Consider the following 13,821-nt stretch of genomic DNA (forward strand, 5'->3'; position numbering starts at 1 on the left):
TTACCTATGACTGTGATAGGTTTTGCCGTCAATGTTCCTTTTGCACTGATTTTTAAGGAAATATAATGATAAAACGAACATTGCTGCTGACGCTGTTCCCGCTCATCGCCTTTGCTGAAGAACTGCCTGCCCCGGTTAAAGCGATAGAAAAACAGGGAATTACGATCCTGAAGTCTTTTGACGCCCCCGGCGGAATGAAAGGCTATCTGGGCAAATACCAGGATATGGGTGTGACCATCTACCTCACGCCTGACGGGAAACACGCGATTTCCGGCTACATGTACGACGAAAAAGGCGCAAACCTCAGTAATGCGCTGATAGAAAAAGAGATCTACGCCCCGGTCGGCAGAGAAATGTGGCAGCGGATGGAAAAAGCGTCGTGGATTCTGGACGGCAAAAAAGAGGCGCCGGTGATTCTTTATGTCTTTGCGGACCCTTTCTGCCCTTACTGCAAACAGTTCTGGCAGCAGGCGCGCCCCTGGGTCGAATCCGGCAAAGTACAACTGCGGACGCTACTGGTGGGCGTGATCAAACCCGAAAGCCCGGCAACGGCTGCCGCTATCTTATCCACCCGCGATCCGGCAAAAACCTGGCATGACTATGAAGCGTCAGGCGGTAAACTCAATCTGGCGATCCCTTCACCGCTGCCAGAAGATAAGATGAAAATGCTGAATATTCATCAGAAACTCATGGACGATCTGGGGGCGAACGCAACGCCAGCCATTTACTATATGAATAAAGAGAATATGTTACAGCAGGTCGTCGGGTTACCGGAAAAAGCGCAGCTGGACATTATGATGGGTGAACATTAAACCTAAATTAAAGGGGGGAGATTGGCATTGTTTTTCTGTCAATCTCCTTTTCCATTATAAATCGCTCGCAAAGATATTCTGAGCTATGCTATTTTAGTATTATTGAAAGAGAATTTAAGCTTAGCAAACATCACTATTGTAAAGCATTGGATGTGTTGCATAACTATAGTAAATATAGTTATGACAATAGTCACAAAACAGGAAGAAAAAAACATGGCTAATCTCTACGATCTCAAAAAATTCGATCTCAACTTGCTGATTATTTTTGAGTGTATCTACCAGAATTTAAGCATTAGTAAAGCGGCGGAAACGCTGTACATCACCCCGTCAGCCGTGAGTCAATCTCTGCAACGATTACGAACTCAATTCAACGATCCTTTATTTATTCGCTCAGGAAAAGGCATCACGCCGACCGTCACCGGTATAAATCTGCATCATCATCTTGAGGAAAACCTCAATAGTCTGGAACAAACAATTAATATTATGCATAGTTCCAGCCTTAAGAAAAAATTTATCATTTACAGCCCTCAGCTACTTACTGCAATGAACGTAATAAAGCTGATTAATTTTATTATGGAAGATTCTTCCGTTGAAATTGAGCATCATGATATCCTGATGTCTGCGGAATCAGCAGAAGACCTGCTGGCATACCGCAAGGCGGACATGGTGATCACCACCACGCCGCTGAACAACCATTCGGTTGTCTGTACGCCTTTTAAAACAATCAAAAGCGTACTGGTGTGTCGTGCCGATCACCCCAGAATCAGTGACGCCAGTACATTAGCGCAAATACTCGAAGAACCGTTTACCTCATACCAGGGAGAGGAGCCAGGCGTTAAAGAATACCAGTCGCTGGTCAACTCCCTTCTTGCCAGCCGGAAAATTGGGTTTCGCAGTGACTCGATGGTTGCAATCATTAATACTATTGCTGAAACCAACATAATTGGCATCGTTCCTGAAGTCATATATGACTTCTTTCACTCCACCCTTAAACTGCAACGGGTTAATATTGATCAGGATTTACCTTCAGTTCAGTTATACCTGGTATATAATCGAACGTCACTGAATAACAAAGGTTTTACGAGTATCATTAACAAAATGACGGAAAATAGCTGAAACGAAAACATCCGGGGCCATCGCCGACACAAGCATTCAAAATTAAAATAATTAATATAAAATTAATTTAAGTTTTGGATGCTTTTTTAAACCTTGCACATTCTGTTGATTATATCATATAATATATATAATTATTTTTCTGTATTCTACACATAGCCATTTTCCGTTCAGGTATGAACTCATTATGTCTGTTTATAAAATCCCACTTGACCAAAATGTTTTGGAAGCTGCGGAAGAGCGCATTACATGGACACTCACCACCTTACCGCGTATTTGCGTGTCATTTTCCGGGGGGAAAGACTCAGGGTTGATGCTGCACCTTACCGCCGGAATCGCGCGTAAGTTAAAGAAGAAGATCTGCGTAATATTTATTGACTGGGAAGTGCAATTCTCCTGCACAATTGACTATGTTCAGTCATTACGCGAACAATATTCCGATGTCATTGAACATTTTTACTGGGTTGCCCTGCCGCTCACCACACAAAATTCGCTGTCGCAATACCAACCCGAATGGCAATGCTGGGACCCGAATGCCGAATGGGTGCGCCAACCACCTGCCGACGCCATTACCGATCCGGCTTACTTTCCTTTTTATCAGCCAGGCATGACCTTCGAACAATTTGTTCGCGACTTTGCCGAGTGGTTTTCAGAAAAGCGTCCTGCGGCGATGCTGATCGGCATCCGCGCTGACGAGTCTTACAATCGGTTTGTCGCCATCGCCTCCCTGAGCAAACAGCGTTTTGCGGACGACAAACCCTGGACGACCGCCGCTCAGGGCGGGCACACCTGGTATATTTACCCGATGTATGACTGGAAAACGGCAGACATCTGGACATGGTTCGCAAAAACGAAGCAGCCTTGCAACCCGCTTTATAACCTGATGTACCAGGCCAACGTGCCGCTCCGGTATATGCGCATCTGCGAACCTTTCGGCCCGGAGCAACGTCAGGGATTGTGGCTCTATCATGTCATTGAACCCGAACGCTGGGCAGCAATGTGCGCCAGGGTAAGCGGCGTGCGCAGCGGAGGGATATATGCAGGCCAGGATAACCATTTTTACGGCCATCGAAAAATACTGAAACCCGAGCACCATAGCTGGCAAAGCTACGCCATGCTGCTGTTGGACAGCATGCCGGAACAGAGCGCCGAGCATTACCGCAACAAAATCGCGGTCTACCTGCAATGGTATAAAAAGAAAGGAATGGAGAACATTCCACAAACGCAGGAAGGCGATATCGGCTCCAAAGATATCCCCTCATGGCGACGTATCTGCAAGGTGCTATTGAACAATGATTACTGGTGTCGGGCGCTCTCATTCAGCCCGACAAAGCCTAAACACTACCAGCGCTACAATGAACGCATGAAAGCAAAGCGCAAAGAATGGGGGATTTTATGCAACAGCGACTCACCCAACAAATAACCGACTTTCTCTCCACGCTGAACGAAGAAGAGAGAATTGCGGCGATCAACGAATTCAGAATGGCGATCCACCGCGTCAGCCCCTTTCGCGATCAGCCGGTAGACTGCGTACAATGGGTAAAAAACGAACAAATCGAACCTAATGATTACAACCCAAACAATGTAGCGCCCCCGGAGAAAAGGCTCCTGCTAAAGTCTATTGAGGTAGATGGCTTCACGCAGCCTATTGTCGTTGCAGAAACAGCGGCAGAAAAATATGAAATCGTGGATGGCTTTCACCGCCACGAACTCGGTAAAGGGAAATCCACATTACGCTCAAAGTTAAAAGGCTATCTCCCCGTCACCTGTCTGGAACGCAATCGCCATGAACGGATTGCAGCGACCATTCGTCACAACCGCGCCCGTGGCCGTCATCAGATTCACGCGATGTCGGAAATTGTGCGAGAACTCTCCCTGTTGGGCTGGGACGAGACGCGAATCGGAAAAGAGCTGGGCATGGATAAAGATGAAGTCCTGCGTCTGAAACAAATCAACGGCCTACAGGAACTCTTTGCCGACCGTCGATTCTCCAAAGCCTGGACCGTAAAGTAATTACAATTTACATAAGCGTTCTGCGGCCGCCAGCAGCGTGGATTCCTGCTTGGCAAAACATAAACGGATAAGTTTATGTGGGAAAGGATCGGCGCAAAATACCGACAGCGGAATCGCCGCAACGCCGATTTCCCGGGTCAGCCACTGGCAGAAATCCACGTCATTGAGGTCTGATACCGCACTGTAATCCACCAGCAGAAAATAGGTGCCTTCGCAGGGCAGGATTTCCAGACGACTGTCACGCAGGGCATTAACCAGAACGTCACGCTTCTTCTGGTAAAATGCGGGTAAATCGCGGTAATGTTCCGGTTCAGCACGCAGCATATCGGCCAGCGCCAGTTGCGCCGGTGTGTTGACGCAGAACGTCAGATACTGATGCACTTTACGCAATTCCGCGCTGATCGCCGCTGGCGCTACGCAGTACCCCACCTTCCAGCCGGTCATATGAAAGGTTTTACCGAATGACGAGACCGCGACAGCACGCTCACGTAGCTGCGGATGCGCCAGTACGCTGGCATGGCCTTCTGGCGCAAAGCAGATATGCTCATACACTTCATCGCTTAATACATAGATTTCGCGATCGCCAATCGCCTGCCACAGCGCTTCAAAGTCGGCTTTGCGCCAGACGGTCGCGCTCGGGTTATGCGGCGTATTGAGGATCACCAGCCGGGTACGTTCGCTCAGTAACGCAGCAAATGCCTGCCAGTCAACGCGAAACTGTGGCGGCTGAAGCGCCAGACGTTTCAGCACGCCGCCGGACAGTTCAACGGCTGGCGCGTAGCTGTCATAGCTGGGATCGAAGCAGATCACCTCATCTCCCGCACGAACCAACGCGGTGATAGCGGCATACAACGCTTCCGTTGCCCCCGCCGTTACCGTCACCTCGCTCCCGGCATCAGCCTCATAGCCGTATAACGCCGCCGTTTTTTCCGCAATGGCTTCGCGTAATGCAGGCACGCCGGTCATCGGCGCATATTGATTCGCCCCTTGTGCAACATGCCAGGCCAGACGTTCCTGTAGATAGCGCGGGCCATCGAAATCAGGAAATCCCTGCGACAGGTTAATCGCCTGATGCTCCTGCGCCAGGGCGCTCATTTGTGTAAAGATTGTGGTGCCTAAATTAGGCAGTTTGCTTTGCGGAATCAGTGGGTTATTACTCATAGTTATCATGCCCGAGGGTGATGTCGATGTTGAAACCACTATAACACGATGTTAGCATTTGGCAATCAAGACGCTTAGACGTCTAAATAAAAACAACTCCCGGACAGCGCAGCCACAAGGACAACACACCATGAGCAACACTGACATCCGCGTCGTTACCGGCCCGGCTAACTACTTTTCCCATACCGGCAGCCTCTCCAGACTGAAGGATTTTTTCAGCGCCGGGCAACTCTCCGCCGCAGTATGGGTGTATGGCGAACGTGCGATTGCCGCCGCCCGCCCTTACCTGCCGGATGCGTTTGATCTTCCGGGAGCCAGACACCTGCCGTTTACCGGCCATTGCAGCGAAAGCGATGTGAAACAACTGGCCGCGAAAGCAGGCGACGACCGCCGCGTAGTGATCGGTATCGGCGGCGGCACGCTGCTTGATACCGCCAAAGCCCTTGCCCGTCGGCTACAACTCCCCTTCGTGGCGATCCCGACTATCGCGGCCACCTGCGCGGCCTGGACACCGCTGTCGGTCTGGTACAACGATGCCGGTCAGGCGCTGCACTTTGAAATTTTTGACGACGCCAATTATCTGGTGCTGGTAGAGCCGGAAATCATTCTCCGCGCGCCAGAGGCCTATCTGCTGGCCGGCATCGGCGACACGCTGGCAAAATGGTACGAAGCCGTTGTATTAGCGCCACAGCCAGAAACCTTACCGCTTACCGTGCGTCTGGGCATTAACGGCGCGCTGGCGATCCGTGATGTGCTACTGGAGAGCAGCGAACAGGCGCTGGCGGACAAAGAACGTGGAGAACTCACCCAGGCATTTCGCGATGTGGTGGATGCGATTATTGCCGGGGGCGGCATGGTCGGCGGTCTTGGCGAGCGTTATACCCGTGTGGCGGCGGCACACGCCGTCCATAATGGGCTCACCGTATTGCCGCAAACCGAGAAGTTTCTGCACGGCACCAAAGTGGCTTATGGCATTCTGGTGCAAAGCGCATTGCTGGGTCAGGATGAGGTACTGGCGCAGCTTGTCGCCGCTTATCAGCGCTTTAGTCTGCCCACCACGCTGGCGGCGCTGGATGTCGATATCCAGAACCAGGCGGAGATTGATAACGTGATTGCCCACACCCTGCGCCCGGTTGAATCCATCCACTTTCTGCCGGTGACGTTAACGCCAGCCACATTACGCGCCGCGTTTGAAAAGGTAGAGTCGTTTACGGTTTAGCGGCGGCTTGCCGGATGGCGGCTGCGCCTTATCCGGCCTGTAAAATACCCCGTAGGCCCGGTAAGCGTAGCGCCACCGGGCAACACAAAACATCAGCAGCAACGTGCGCCGCCTTTCCCGCCATAACGCGCATCCTGCCGCTCACGAAAAAATTCTTCGTAAGTCATTGGCGTCTGATCCGGGTGCGTCACGCGCATATGCTCAACGTAGTTGTCATAGTCCGGCACGCCAATCATCAGTTTTGCCGCCTGACCCAGATATTTCCCGGCCTTAGAAAGCGTATCAAACATCGTTACCACCTGTGACGCAAATGCCCTCTCCCGTTAAGAAGAGGGCCGCTTATTTAAAAATTAGTGCGCGCCTTTCGCCTGCGCCACAATCTCTTCAACGTTTTCCGGCATGGCTTCATACGGCGTTTCTTTCGCCGTCGGTTTGTCCTCTTTCAGCGCTGCCAGCGCAGTTTTGATTGAGAACAGGGCCAGAACCACCACCACAACCATGAAGAAGATGGTCAGACCGGCATCCAGACGGTTGTTGAACACCAGCTGCGCCAGCTGAGACTGCGTGTACTGCGCAGGAATATCGCCACTGTCGATCATCGCCTGGAATTTATTGGCGATCGCCAGGAAACCAATTTTGGTATCCGGGCTAAACGCTTTCTGCCAGCCTGCGGTCAGCGTACAAATCAGCAGCCAGGCGGTAGGCACCAGCGCCACCCATGCGTAACGCTGACGTTTCATCTTGAACAGTACAACCGCGCAGAGCATCAGCGCCATACCCGCCAGCATCTGGTTCGCGATACCAAACAGCGGCCACAGGGTGTTGATCCCTCCTAACGGGTCCACCACGCCCTGGTGCAGGAAGTATCCCCACGCCAGCACGCACAGCGCCGTCGCTAACAGGTTCGCAGGCAGTGAATCCGTACGTTTCAGACCCGGAGAGACCACGCCCAGCAGATCCTGCAACATAAAGCGCGCCGCACGCGTACCGGCATCAACCGCCGTCAGAATGAACAGGGCTTCAAACAGAATCGCGAAGTGATACCAGAACGCCACATCCATCATACCGCCCAGCGCCCCGTGCAGGATGTAGGCCATCCCCACCGCCAGCGTTGGCGCGCCACCGGCACGAGAAATAATGGATTGTTCGCCCACTTCGTTGGCAATCTGATGCAGCGTATCAGGCGTAATCGCAAAGCCCCAGCTACTGACCACCTGCGCAGCAGAAGCAACCACATCAGCGGTTCCGGCTGGCGCCAGTACGGCCATTGGGCTGTTCATGGCGAAGTAAACGCCCGGATCGATGATACATGCGGAAACCAGCGCCATAATCGCCACAAAGGATTCCATCAACATCCCGCCGTAGCCGATAAAGCAGGCCTGCCCTTCGTTCGCCAGCATCTTCGGCGTGGTGCCGGAAGAGATCAGCGCATGGAAGCCAGACACCGCGCCACAGGCAATGGTGATGAACAAGAACGGGAACAGGTTACCGGTCCACACCGGGCCGGTGCCATCCACAAATTTGGTCAGCGCAGGCATCGTCAGCGTCGGACGCATAATCAGAATGCCGACGGCCAGACCGACAATCGTACCAATTTTCAGGAAGGTTGAGAGGTAATCACGCGGCGCCAGCAGCAGCCATACCGGCAGAACCGCCGCCACAAAACCGTAGCCCACCAGCATCCAGGTCAACTGTACGCCGGTAAAGTCAAAATACGGCGCCCAGGTTGGGCTTTCCGCCACCCAGCCACCGGAGATGATGGCAAAGACAAGGAACACCAGACCAATAACAGACACCTCGCCAATACGTCCCGGACGCAGGTAACGCAGGTAGACGCCCATAAAAATGGCCAACGGAATGGTGAACGCAACGGTGTACGTCCCCCACGGACTGTGGGTCAGGGCTTTCACGACGATCATCGCCAGTACCGCAAGGATAATCACCATGATCATGAAACAGGCCACCAGCGCGATCACACCAGCCGTTGAGCCCATCTCTTCTTTAACCAGTTCACCCAGCGAACGACCGTCACGACGGGTAGAAACAAACAGCACCATAAAGTCCTGCACCGCGCCTGCCAGCACAACCCCGGCAAGCAGCCAGATCATACCGGGCAGATACCCCATCTGCGCCGCCAGCACCGGCCCAACCAACGGCCCTGCCCCGGCAATCGCCGCAAAATGGTGACCGAACAGCACTTTCTTATCGGTAGGTACGTAGTCCAGACCATCGTTATGACGCACCGCAGGCGTCATGCGCGTCGGGTCAACCGCCAGCACATTTTTGGCGATATACAGACCATAAAAACGGTAGGCAATGAGGTAGACACAAACTGACGCCACGACGATCCATAGCGCGTTGATCTGTTCCCCACGGTTTAACGCAATATATCCCAGGGCAAATGCTCCCATAACGGAGAGCAATGTCCAGACGAGGTATTTCCCTGATTTGTTCATAGTTGTTGTCCGTTTGCGTGTTGTGTTCCAGAGAGATGTTACATTTTGTTTCTATAACACCTCTGCTGGTTTTAACAACCTGACAACGCTATAAAACTGATTATTTACATTGCATTGTTAACTGGATCACTTCATTGGCAGGTCAACGCTGCAACATCATTGCATTTTGTTGGGCCTAGCCCATCACCGCCGTCCCCAGGCGGCAGGTACAGCAACGTCGTCCCTGTTCGTCAAAAATCACAATTTCCCAGCTCTGGCTTTGCCGACCCAGATGCAGCGGCTGGCAAACGCCGCGCACCTTCCCCTGCGACACGGCGCGATGATGCGTGGCATTCAGCTCGGTTCCCACCACACACTGGCCGTCACGGGTCATCAGATACCCGGCCATTGACCCCAGGGTCTCCGCCAGCGCCGCCGAAGCGCCGCCGTGTAACAAGCCGAAAGGCTGATGCGTTCGCGCATCGACGGGCATTTCCGCCTCCAGCACGTCATCGCCCAGACGGGTATAGACGATCGCCAGATGCGCCACCATCGTGTTCAGACTGGTGGCGTTCAGCTCATCAAGCGTTAAATGGCGTTTCCAGATCATCGTTACGCTCCCAGGGTTGAGCCGCCGTCAACCACAATGTCCTGTAGCGTAATGTGGCTGGCCAGATCGGAGGCGAGGAATAAAATGGTATTCGCGATTTCCTGCGGACGCGCGATTTTTCCCAGCGGAATGCCAAGCTTAAACTGCTCGCCAAAGCCACGAATACGCTGTTGTTCCGCATCATCGCTCACCCACAGCGTGCGCTGCATATCGGTATCGGTAGATCCCGGAGAGACGACGTTACAGCGAACGCCGCTGCCCGCCAGCTCCAGCCCAACGGTCAGCGCCAGGCTTTTCAGCGCCGCTTTGGACGCGCCATAGGCGCTCATGCCAATGCGCGGCGTGTGCGCCGCATCAGACGCGACGGTAACAATCGCCCCGCCCTGCTGCTGACGAAATTGCGCCATCGTCTGCTGGAAGAGGTTAAACGCGCCGCCGACGTTGACGGCGAACGTCTGCTGCCAGTCCTCGGCGCTTAGCGCATCGGTCGCCCCCATCCGTAAAATCCCGGCGGCATTCACCAGCACATCCAGCCGTTCGGTTTGCGCCAGCACGCGCCGGCAAACCTGCGCGACCTGCGCGGCGTCTGCGACATCCAGCACTTCGGTCGCAAAGGGATACGCATCCTGCGTGAACTCGCGATCGAATCCCGTCACCTGCGCGCCAGCCGCAACAAACGCCAGCGCCGTGGTATAACCAATCCCTTTTCCCGCGCCGGTCACCCAGACGGTTTTGCCGTTAAAATCCAATCCGGCCATCACTTCACCTCACGGGAAAGCAGCGTCCACCAGGCATCGATCGTCGGGTTTTTCGCCAGCATCACGAAGTCGATATCGCCATGCACTTTACGCCAGCGAGCCGCCAGCGCCATCATACGTACAGAGTCCAGCCCGTAATCAATCAGGTTTTCATCATCCAGCGGCTCGTCGGATTCATCCAGCAGCGGCAGGATCAGCGCCCGCAACTCCGCTTTGCTCGCCGGAACCGGCGTCGGCAGCAGTTCCTGCGTCATCACCACGCGACCGGAGCGACCGGCAACATAGTTAAGCGACATCACATGTTCTTCACGGCTGAAATCGGCCAGCGCATCCGCCACCATAAACGGCTTGATATCGCGCATGAAAGCGTCGGTCGCCGTGGTCATACAGCCAATGTGCGCATACACACCCGTGATAATCAGCTGATTACGCCCGGTTTCTTTTAACATCTGCTCCAGCGGCGAACGGTGAAACGCGCTGTAACGCCATTTCACCAGCACGGTGTCCGCCTCGTCCGGCGCCAGCGCATCGACAATCTTTTGCTGCTCGGGAGAACGCGTCAGGCCCGGCCCCCACATATCGTTCAACAGGGCGCGATCTTCATCGCTCTGATCTTTCGGCTGAGCGGTGTAATAGACCGGAATGTTGTGCTCTTTGCAGTACTGACGCAGGGCGGCGATATTCGCGATCACCTGTTCCATCATCGGGCAGTTGTCGCCCCAGAAGCTGACAAAATAATCCTGCATATCGTGGATCAACAGCGCAGCGCGTTCAGGTTCAAAGGCCCAGTTCACTTTATTGGGCGGAATATCGAGCGCGCCAGGCAGCGCGTACGCCTGCAATTTCGGAATTGCCATCTCTTTCTCCTTCAGGTCAGTGAACGTGACGCCAGCCACTGACGTAATTGTTTTTTATCGACTTTACCGACCGGGGTCAGAGGCAACGCCTCGACGCACTCCACGCGATCCGGCAATTTGAATTCGGCGACCCCCTGCTCACGCAGGAAGCGGCGTACCTGTACCGCGCGCAGCGGCTCTTTCACCACCAGCCAGGCGCAGCTTTTTTCCCCCATCAGCTCATCTTCCATGCTGACCAGCGCGGCATGGATTACGGCCGGGTGGCGCAGTAACAGGTTTTCAATCTCTTCAGCGGCGATCTTCTCCCCGCCGCGATTGATCTGATCTTTTTCACGTCCCTGCACGGTGATATAGCCATCTGGATCAATGGAGATCAGATCGCCGGAGCAGTAAAAGCCGTTGGCATCAAACGCGCTGGCGTTATGCTCCGGGCTTTTAAAATAGCCGCGAAACGTGTACGGCCCGCGCGTCATCAGGCGTCCCGTTTCCCCCTGCGGTAGCGGATTGCCGTCAGCGTCAGCCACCCAGACCTCATCGTCCGGGCACATCGGGCAACCCTGAGTATTGATGATGCGCTCCAGGCTGTCGTCCAGACGGGTGTAATTCACCAGTCCTTCCGCCATGCCGAATACCTGCTGCAACTGACAGCCGATTTCCGCCGGAATACGCGCGGCAAGCGTCGCTGACAGCCGCGCGCCGCCTACCTGCAACAGTTTCAACGAGGCCAGTTGCGCGTTGCTGCCCCACTCCTGAATCGCCTGCAACCACAGGCTCACCGCAGGCGGCACCAGCGCCGTTGAATTAATCTGATGCTTTTCAATTAACGGGAAACAGAGCGTAGCGCTCGGGTCAGCCGCCAGCACCACCGTTCCCTGGGCCAGAAAGACGCCCAGCGATCCCGGCGAACTCATGGCGTAGTTATGCGCAGCCGGAATCGCGCATAAGAAACGCGTGGCTTCGGTAAAGTGGCAAATTTCATTGCTGCGGCGCACGCTGTAGTAATAATCATTATGGGTGCGCGGGATCAGCTTCGGCGTTCCGGTTGTACCGCCGGAAAGCTGGAAATAAGCCACCTCATCAGCAGGTGATGGCGTGGCGGTAAAATCAACCGCAGGCTGGTCAATCGCCGTTTGCAGGTTGTGTTCACCCGCATCGTTGAGCAACAGCACCACACGCACGGAATTGTGTTCGGCAATAAACGTATTGAGGAAATCGTCCCCGGTGAACAGCGCGTGCTGGCGGTCAGCAATTACCAGCGCCGGTTCAATTTGCTTCGCGTAAGCGTTAAGTTCCGTCCGTTGATGGCTGAACAGCGCCAGAACCGGTGCGACGCCAAGCTTCAGCAGGGCGAAGAAAGTGATATACAGCTCCGCCACGTTGCCCAGTTGCACCAGCGCGGTTTCGCCGGGTTTGATCCCCTGACGACGCAGGCTACAGGCCAGATTATCCGCCGCCTGGTTCAGTTCGCGATAGCTCAGGTGTCGATCGCCATCAATCACCGCCGTTTTATCGCTGTCTGCGTGGCGGGTTAAAATATCGGTCAGCGGCAGATCCTGCCAGTACCCTTTTTCACGATAGCGGCGGGCAAACTCCTCCGGCCAACGGGTGAAAGGAATGGTCATCATCGCTCCTTAATGCAGTCCAAAAACGTTCAACATGGTAGAAAGCTTCACGCCGGTCTCACGCCACTCCGCGACCGGAGAGGAAGCAGGCACAATCCCGGCGCCCGCGAACAGGCGAACCTGGTTTTGTCGCAGCTTCGCGCAACGAATCGTCACGACCCACTCGCCGTTTCCTTCGGCGTCACACCAGCCGACGATGCCGCCGAACAGTTCACGATCGAACGGCTCCAGTTCGGCAATTAATTTTTTCGCCACCTGATGCGGGAAACCGCTCAACGCAGGCGTCGGATGCAGCAGACACGCCAGCGTCAGGGCATTTTCTTCCGCATTCGCCTTACCTTCAAACGGCGTACCGAGATGCCATAACGTCGGGGTGGTGATCAATTGTGGAGATGCGGGCAGCTGTAATTCACTGCTGCGGTCGCGCAGCACCGTCTTCATGGCCTGAGTGACCAGCTCATGTTCGTGTCTGTCTTTTTCAGAAGCCAGCAGTCGGTTGCCCGCTTCACGATCCAGCACATCATCAGGCTGGCGACGCGCCGACCCGGCCAACGGCAGTGAACTAAAGCGATCGCCCTCTTTACGCAGCAGCAATTCCGGGCTGGCGCCAAGCAGCACGCCGCCATCCTCCAGAGGCACATGGAAGTTGTAACTCACCGGGTTCTGCGCCACCAGCCGCTCCAGCAGCGCGCCGCTGTCAATGGTGGCATCGGTCGTAATATCAATCAGGCGTGACAGAACCACTTTGTCGACTTCAGGCGTCGCCGTCAGCGCTGCCGCGCGCGCCACCATCGCTTCAAACGTTTCCTGTTCAGGGATACTTTTACGATCAACAACATTCAGTGCCTGATGCCCGGTAAAGTAACGCGAGGATTGTTGCTTTGCCGGTCGGGAGAAGGTCTGCCAGGACTCAGGAATGAACAGCGAGGATGGCTGGCGGGTATCGAAGGGGATAGCGCCGACCATAACAGGATTTGCGATACCCTGTGCTCTGGCGTCGGCAAAGGCTTGCTGTAATTTTTGTTGGAAGGGGCTGTCTAACGAATCCCCGTCAACCGCTGGTTCAGCGAAACGGGCGAAGCATCCTGACGTCGTAAAGCTGCGATACGGCGACATAAAGAAAAAGCGATCGGGGGTGAGCGTTGCCATTTTCTGCTGAACTTCCTCGGCCAGTGACGTATCCATATCATCCTCCAAAAATGATAAAGGCTTTAATAATGA

Annotated in this window: 13 protein-coding genes; 5 read left to right on the plus strand and 8 right to left on the minus strand. The window is 54.3% G+C overall.

What is annotated here, in order from left to right:
• Positions 1-65 precede the first annotated feature (65 nt).
• The 4 genes from dsbG (at position 66) to OGY62_RS07780 (ending at position 3,938) form a co-directional block, all read left to right on the plus strand.
• Complete coding sequence (gene dsbG, locus OGY62_RS07765) at positions 66-812, plus strand: thiol:disulfide interchange protein DsbG (RefSeq protein WP_012133383.1); 747 nt, start codon at positions 66-68, stop codon at positions 810-812.
• A gap of 213 nt (positions 813-1,025) precedes the next feature.
• The gene (gene citR, locus OGY62_RS07770; protein WP_049011612.1) at positions 1,026-1,928 is read left to right on the plus strand and encodes a DNA-binding transcriptional repressor CitR; all 903 of its coding nucleotides are present in this window, start codon (positions 1,026-1,028) and stop codon (positions 1,926-1,928) included.
• A gap of 184 nt (positions 1,929-2,112) precedes the next feature.
• Positions 2,113-3,348, plus strand: coding sequence for a phosphoadenosine phosphosulfate reductase (locus OGY62_RS07775; protein ID WP_071259778.1), 1,236 nt, complete (start codon positions 2,113-2,115; stop codon positions 3,346-3,348).
• Positions 3,321-3,938 carry an IbrB-like domain-containing protein gene (locus OGY62_RS07780; protein WP_012133386.1) on the plus strand — a complete coding sequence of 206 codons (618 nt, stop codon included), beginning with the start codon at positions 3,321-3,323 and terminating at the stop codon, positions 3,936-3,938. The genes OGY62_RS07775 and OGY62_RS07780 overlap by 28 nt, the downstream gene beginning before the upstream one ends.
• On the opposite strand, the gene OGY62_RS07785 is transcribed toward OGY62_RS07780, so the two are convergent.
• Positions 3,939-5,099, minus strand: coding sequence for a pyridoxal phosphate-dependent aminotransferase (locus OGY62_RS07785; RefSeq protein ID WP_286459462.1), 1,161 nt, complete (start codon positions 5,097-5,099; stop codon positions 3,939-3,941).
• Positions 5,100-5,229: 130 nt separating this feature from the next.
• Between OGY62_RS07785 and OGY62_RS07790 the strand changes: the two genes are divergently transcribed.
• Positions 5,230-6,318: an oxidoreductase gene (locus tag OGY62_RS07790; RefSeq protein ID WP_071259780.1), complete on the plus strand. Its 1,089-nt coding sequence runs from the start codon at positions 5,230-5,232 to the stop codon at positions 6,316-6,318.
• Positions 6,319-6,410: 92 nt separating this feature from the next.
• On the opposite strand, the gene OGY62_RS07795 is transcribed toward OGY62_RS07790, so the two are convergent.
• From OGY62_RS07795 to entC, 7 genes are all read right to left on the minus strand, one after another.
• Positions 6,411-6,608 carry a YbdD/YjiX family protein gene (locus OGY62_RS07795; protein WP_012133390.1) on the minus strand — a complete coding sequence of 66 codons (198 nt, stop codon included), beginning with the start codon at positions 6,606-6,608 and terminating at the stop codon, positions 6,411-6,413.
• A 60-nt stretch (positions 6,609-6,668) separates the two neighbouring features.
• Positions 6,669-8,774: a pyruvate/proton symporter CstA gene (gene cstA, locus OGY62_RS07800; RefSeq protein WP_104868935.1), complete on the minus strand. Its 2,106-nt coding sequence runs from the start codon at positions 8,772-8,774 to the stop codon at positions 6,669-6,671.
• Between the two features lie 175 nt (positions 8,775-8,949).
• Positions 8,950-9,363, minus strand: coding sequence for a proofreading thioesterase EntH (gene entH / locus OGY62_RS07805; protein ID WP_012133392.1), 414 nt, complete (start codon positions 9,361-9,363; stop codon positions 8,950-8,952).
• Positions 9,364-9,365: 2 nt separating this feature from the next.
• On the minus strand, positions 9,366-10,121 hold the full coding sequence (entA, locus tag OGY62_RS07810) for a 2,3-dihydro-2,3-dihydroxybenzoate dehydrogenase EntA (protein WP_219935798.1): 756 nt from the start codon (positions 10,119-10,121) through the stop codon (positions 9,366-9,368).
• The gene (locus OGY62_RS07815; protein WP_047458220.1) at positions 10,121-10,978 is read right to left on the minus strand and encodes an isochorismatase; all 858 of its coding nucleotides are present in this window, start codon (positions 10,976-10,978) and stop codon (positions 10,121-10,123) included. The genes entA and OGY62_RS07815 overlap by 1 nt, the downstream gene beginning before the upstream one ends.
• Positions 10,979-10,989: 11 nt before the next feature.
• The gene (entE, locus tag OGY62_RS07820) at positions 10,990-12,600 is read right to left on the minus strand and encodes a (2,3-dihydroxybenzoyl)adenylate synthase EntE (protein ID WP_112002156.1); all 1,611 of its coding nucleotides are present in this window, start codon (positions 12,598-12,600) and stop codon (positions 10,990-10,992) included.
• A gap of 9 nt (positions 12,601-12,609) precedes the next feature.
• The gene (entC, locus tag OGY62_RS07825) at positions 12,610-13,785 is read right to left on the minus strand and encodes an isochorismate synthase EntC (RefSeq protein WP_049010316.1); all 1,176 of its coding nucleotides are present in this window, start codon (positions 13,783-13,785) and stop codon (positions 12,610-12,612) included.
• Between the last annotated feature and the right edge of the window lie 36 nt (positions 13,786-13,821).

The sequence above is a fragment of the Citrobacter sp. CK198 genome, assembly GCF_030333295.1.
Taxonomy (GTDB): Bacteria; Pseudomonadota; Gammaproteobacteria; order Enterobacterales; family Enterobacteriaceae; genus Citrobacter_B; species Citrobacter_B koseri.

Coding starts and splice junctions, on each gene's coding strand:
- dsbG (WP_012133383.1), top strand. CDS start 66: ATGATAAAACGAACATTGCTGCTGACGCTGTTCCCGCTCATCGCCTTT.
- citR (WP_049011612.1), top strand. CDS start 1,026: ATGGCTAATCTCTACGATCTCAAAAAATTCGATCTCAACTTGCTGATT.
- OGY62_RS07775 (WP_071259778.1), top strand. CDS start 2,113: ATGTCTGTTTATAAAATCCCACTTGACCAAAATGTTTTGGAAGCTGCG.
- OGY62_RS07780 (WP_012133386.1), top strand. CDS start 3,321: ATGCAACAGCGACTCACCCAACAAATAACCGACTTTCTCTCCACGCTG.
- OGY62_RS07785 (WP_286459462.1), bottom strand. CDS start 5,099: ATGAGTAATAACCCACTGATTCCGCAAAGCAAACTGCCTAATTTAGGC.
- OGY62_RS07790 (WP_071259780.1), top strand. CDS start 5,230: ATGAGCAACACTGACATCCGCGTCGTTACCGGCCCGGCTAACTACTTT.
- OGY62_RS07795 (WP_012133390.1), bottom strand. CDS start 6,608: ATGTTTGATACGCTTTCTAAGGCCGGGAAATATCTGGGTCAGGCGGCA.
- cstA (WP_104868935.1), bottom strand. CDS start 8,774: ATGAACAAATCAGGGAAATACCTCGTCTGGACATTGCTCTCCGTTATG.
- entH (WP_012133392.1), bottom strand. CDS start 9,363: ATGATCTGGAAACGCCATTTAACGCTTGATGAGCTGAACGCCACCAGT.
- entA (WP_219935798.1), bottom strand. CDS start 10,121: ATGGCCGGATTGGATTTTAACGGCAAAACCGTCTGGGTGACCGGCGCG.
- OGY62_RS07815 (WP_047458220.1), bottom strand. CDS start 10,978: ATGGCAATTCCGAAATTGCAGGCGTACGCGCTGCCTGGCGCGCTCGAT.
- entE (WP_112002156.1), bottom strand. CDS start 12,600: ATGACCATTCCTTTCACCCGTTGGCCGGAGGAGTTTGCCCGCCGCTAT.
- entC (WP_049010316.1), bottom strand. CDS start 13,785: ATGGATACGTCACTGGCCGAGGAAGTTCAGCAGAAAATGGCAACGCTC.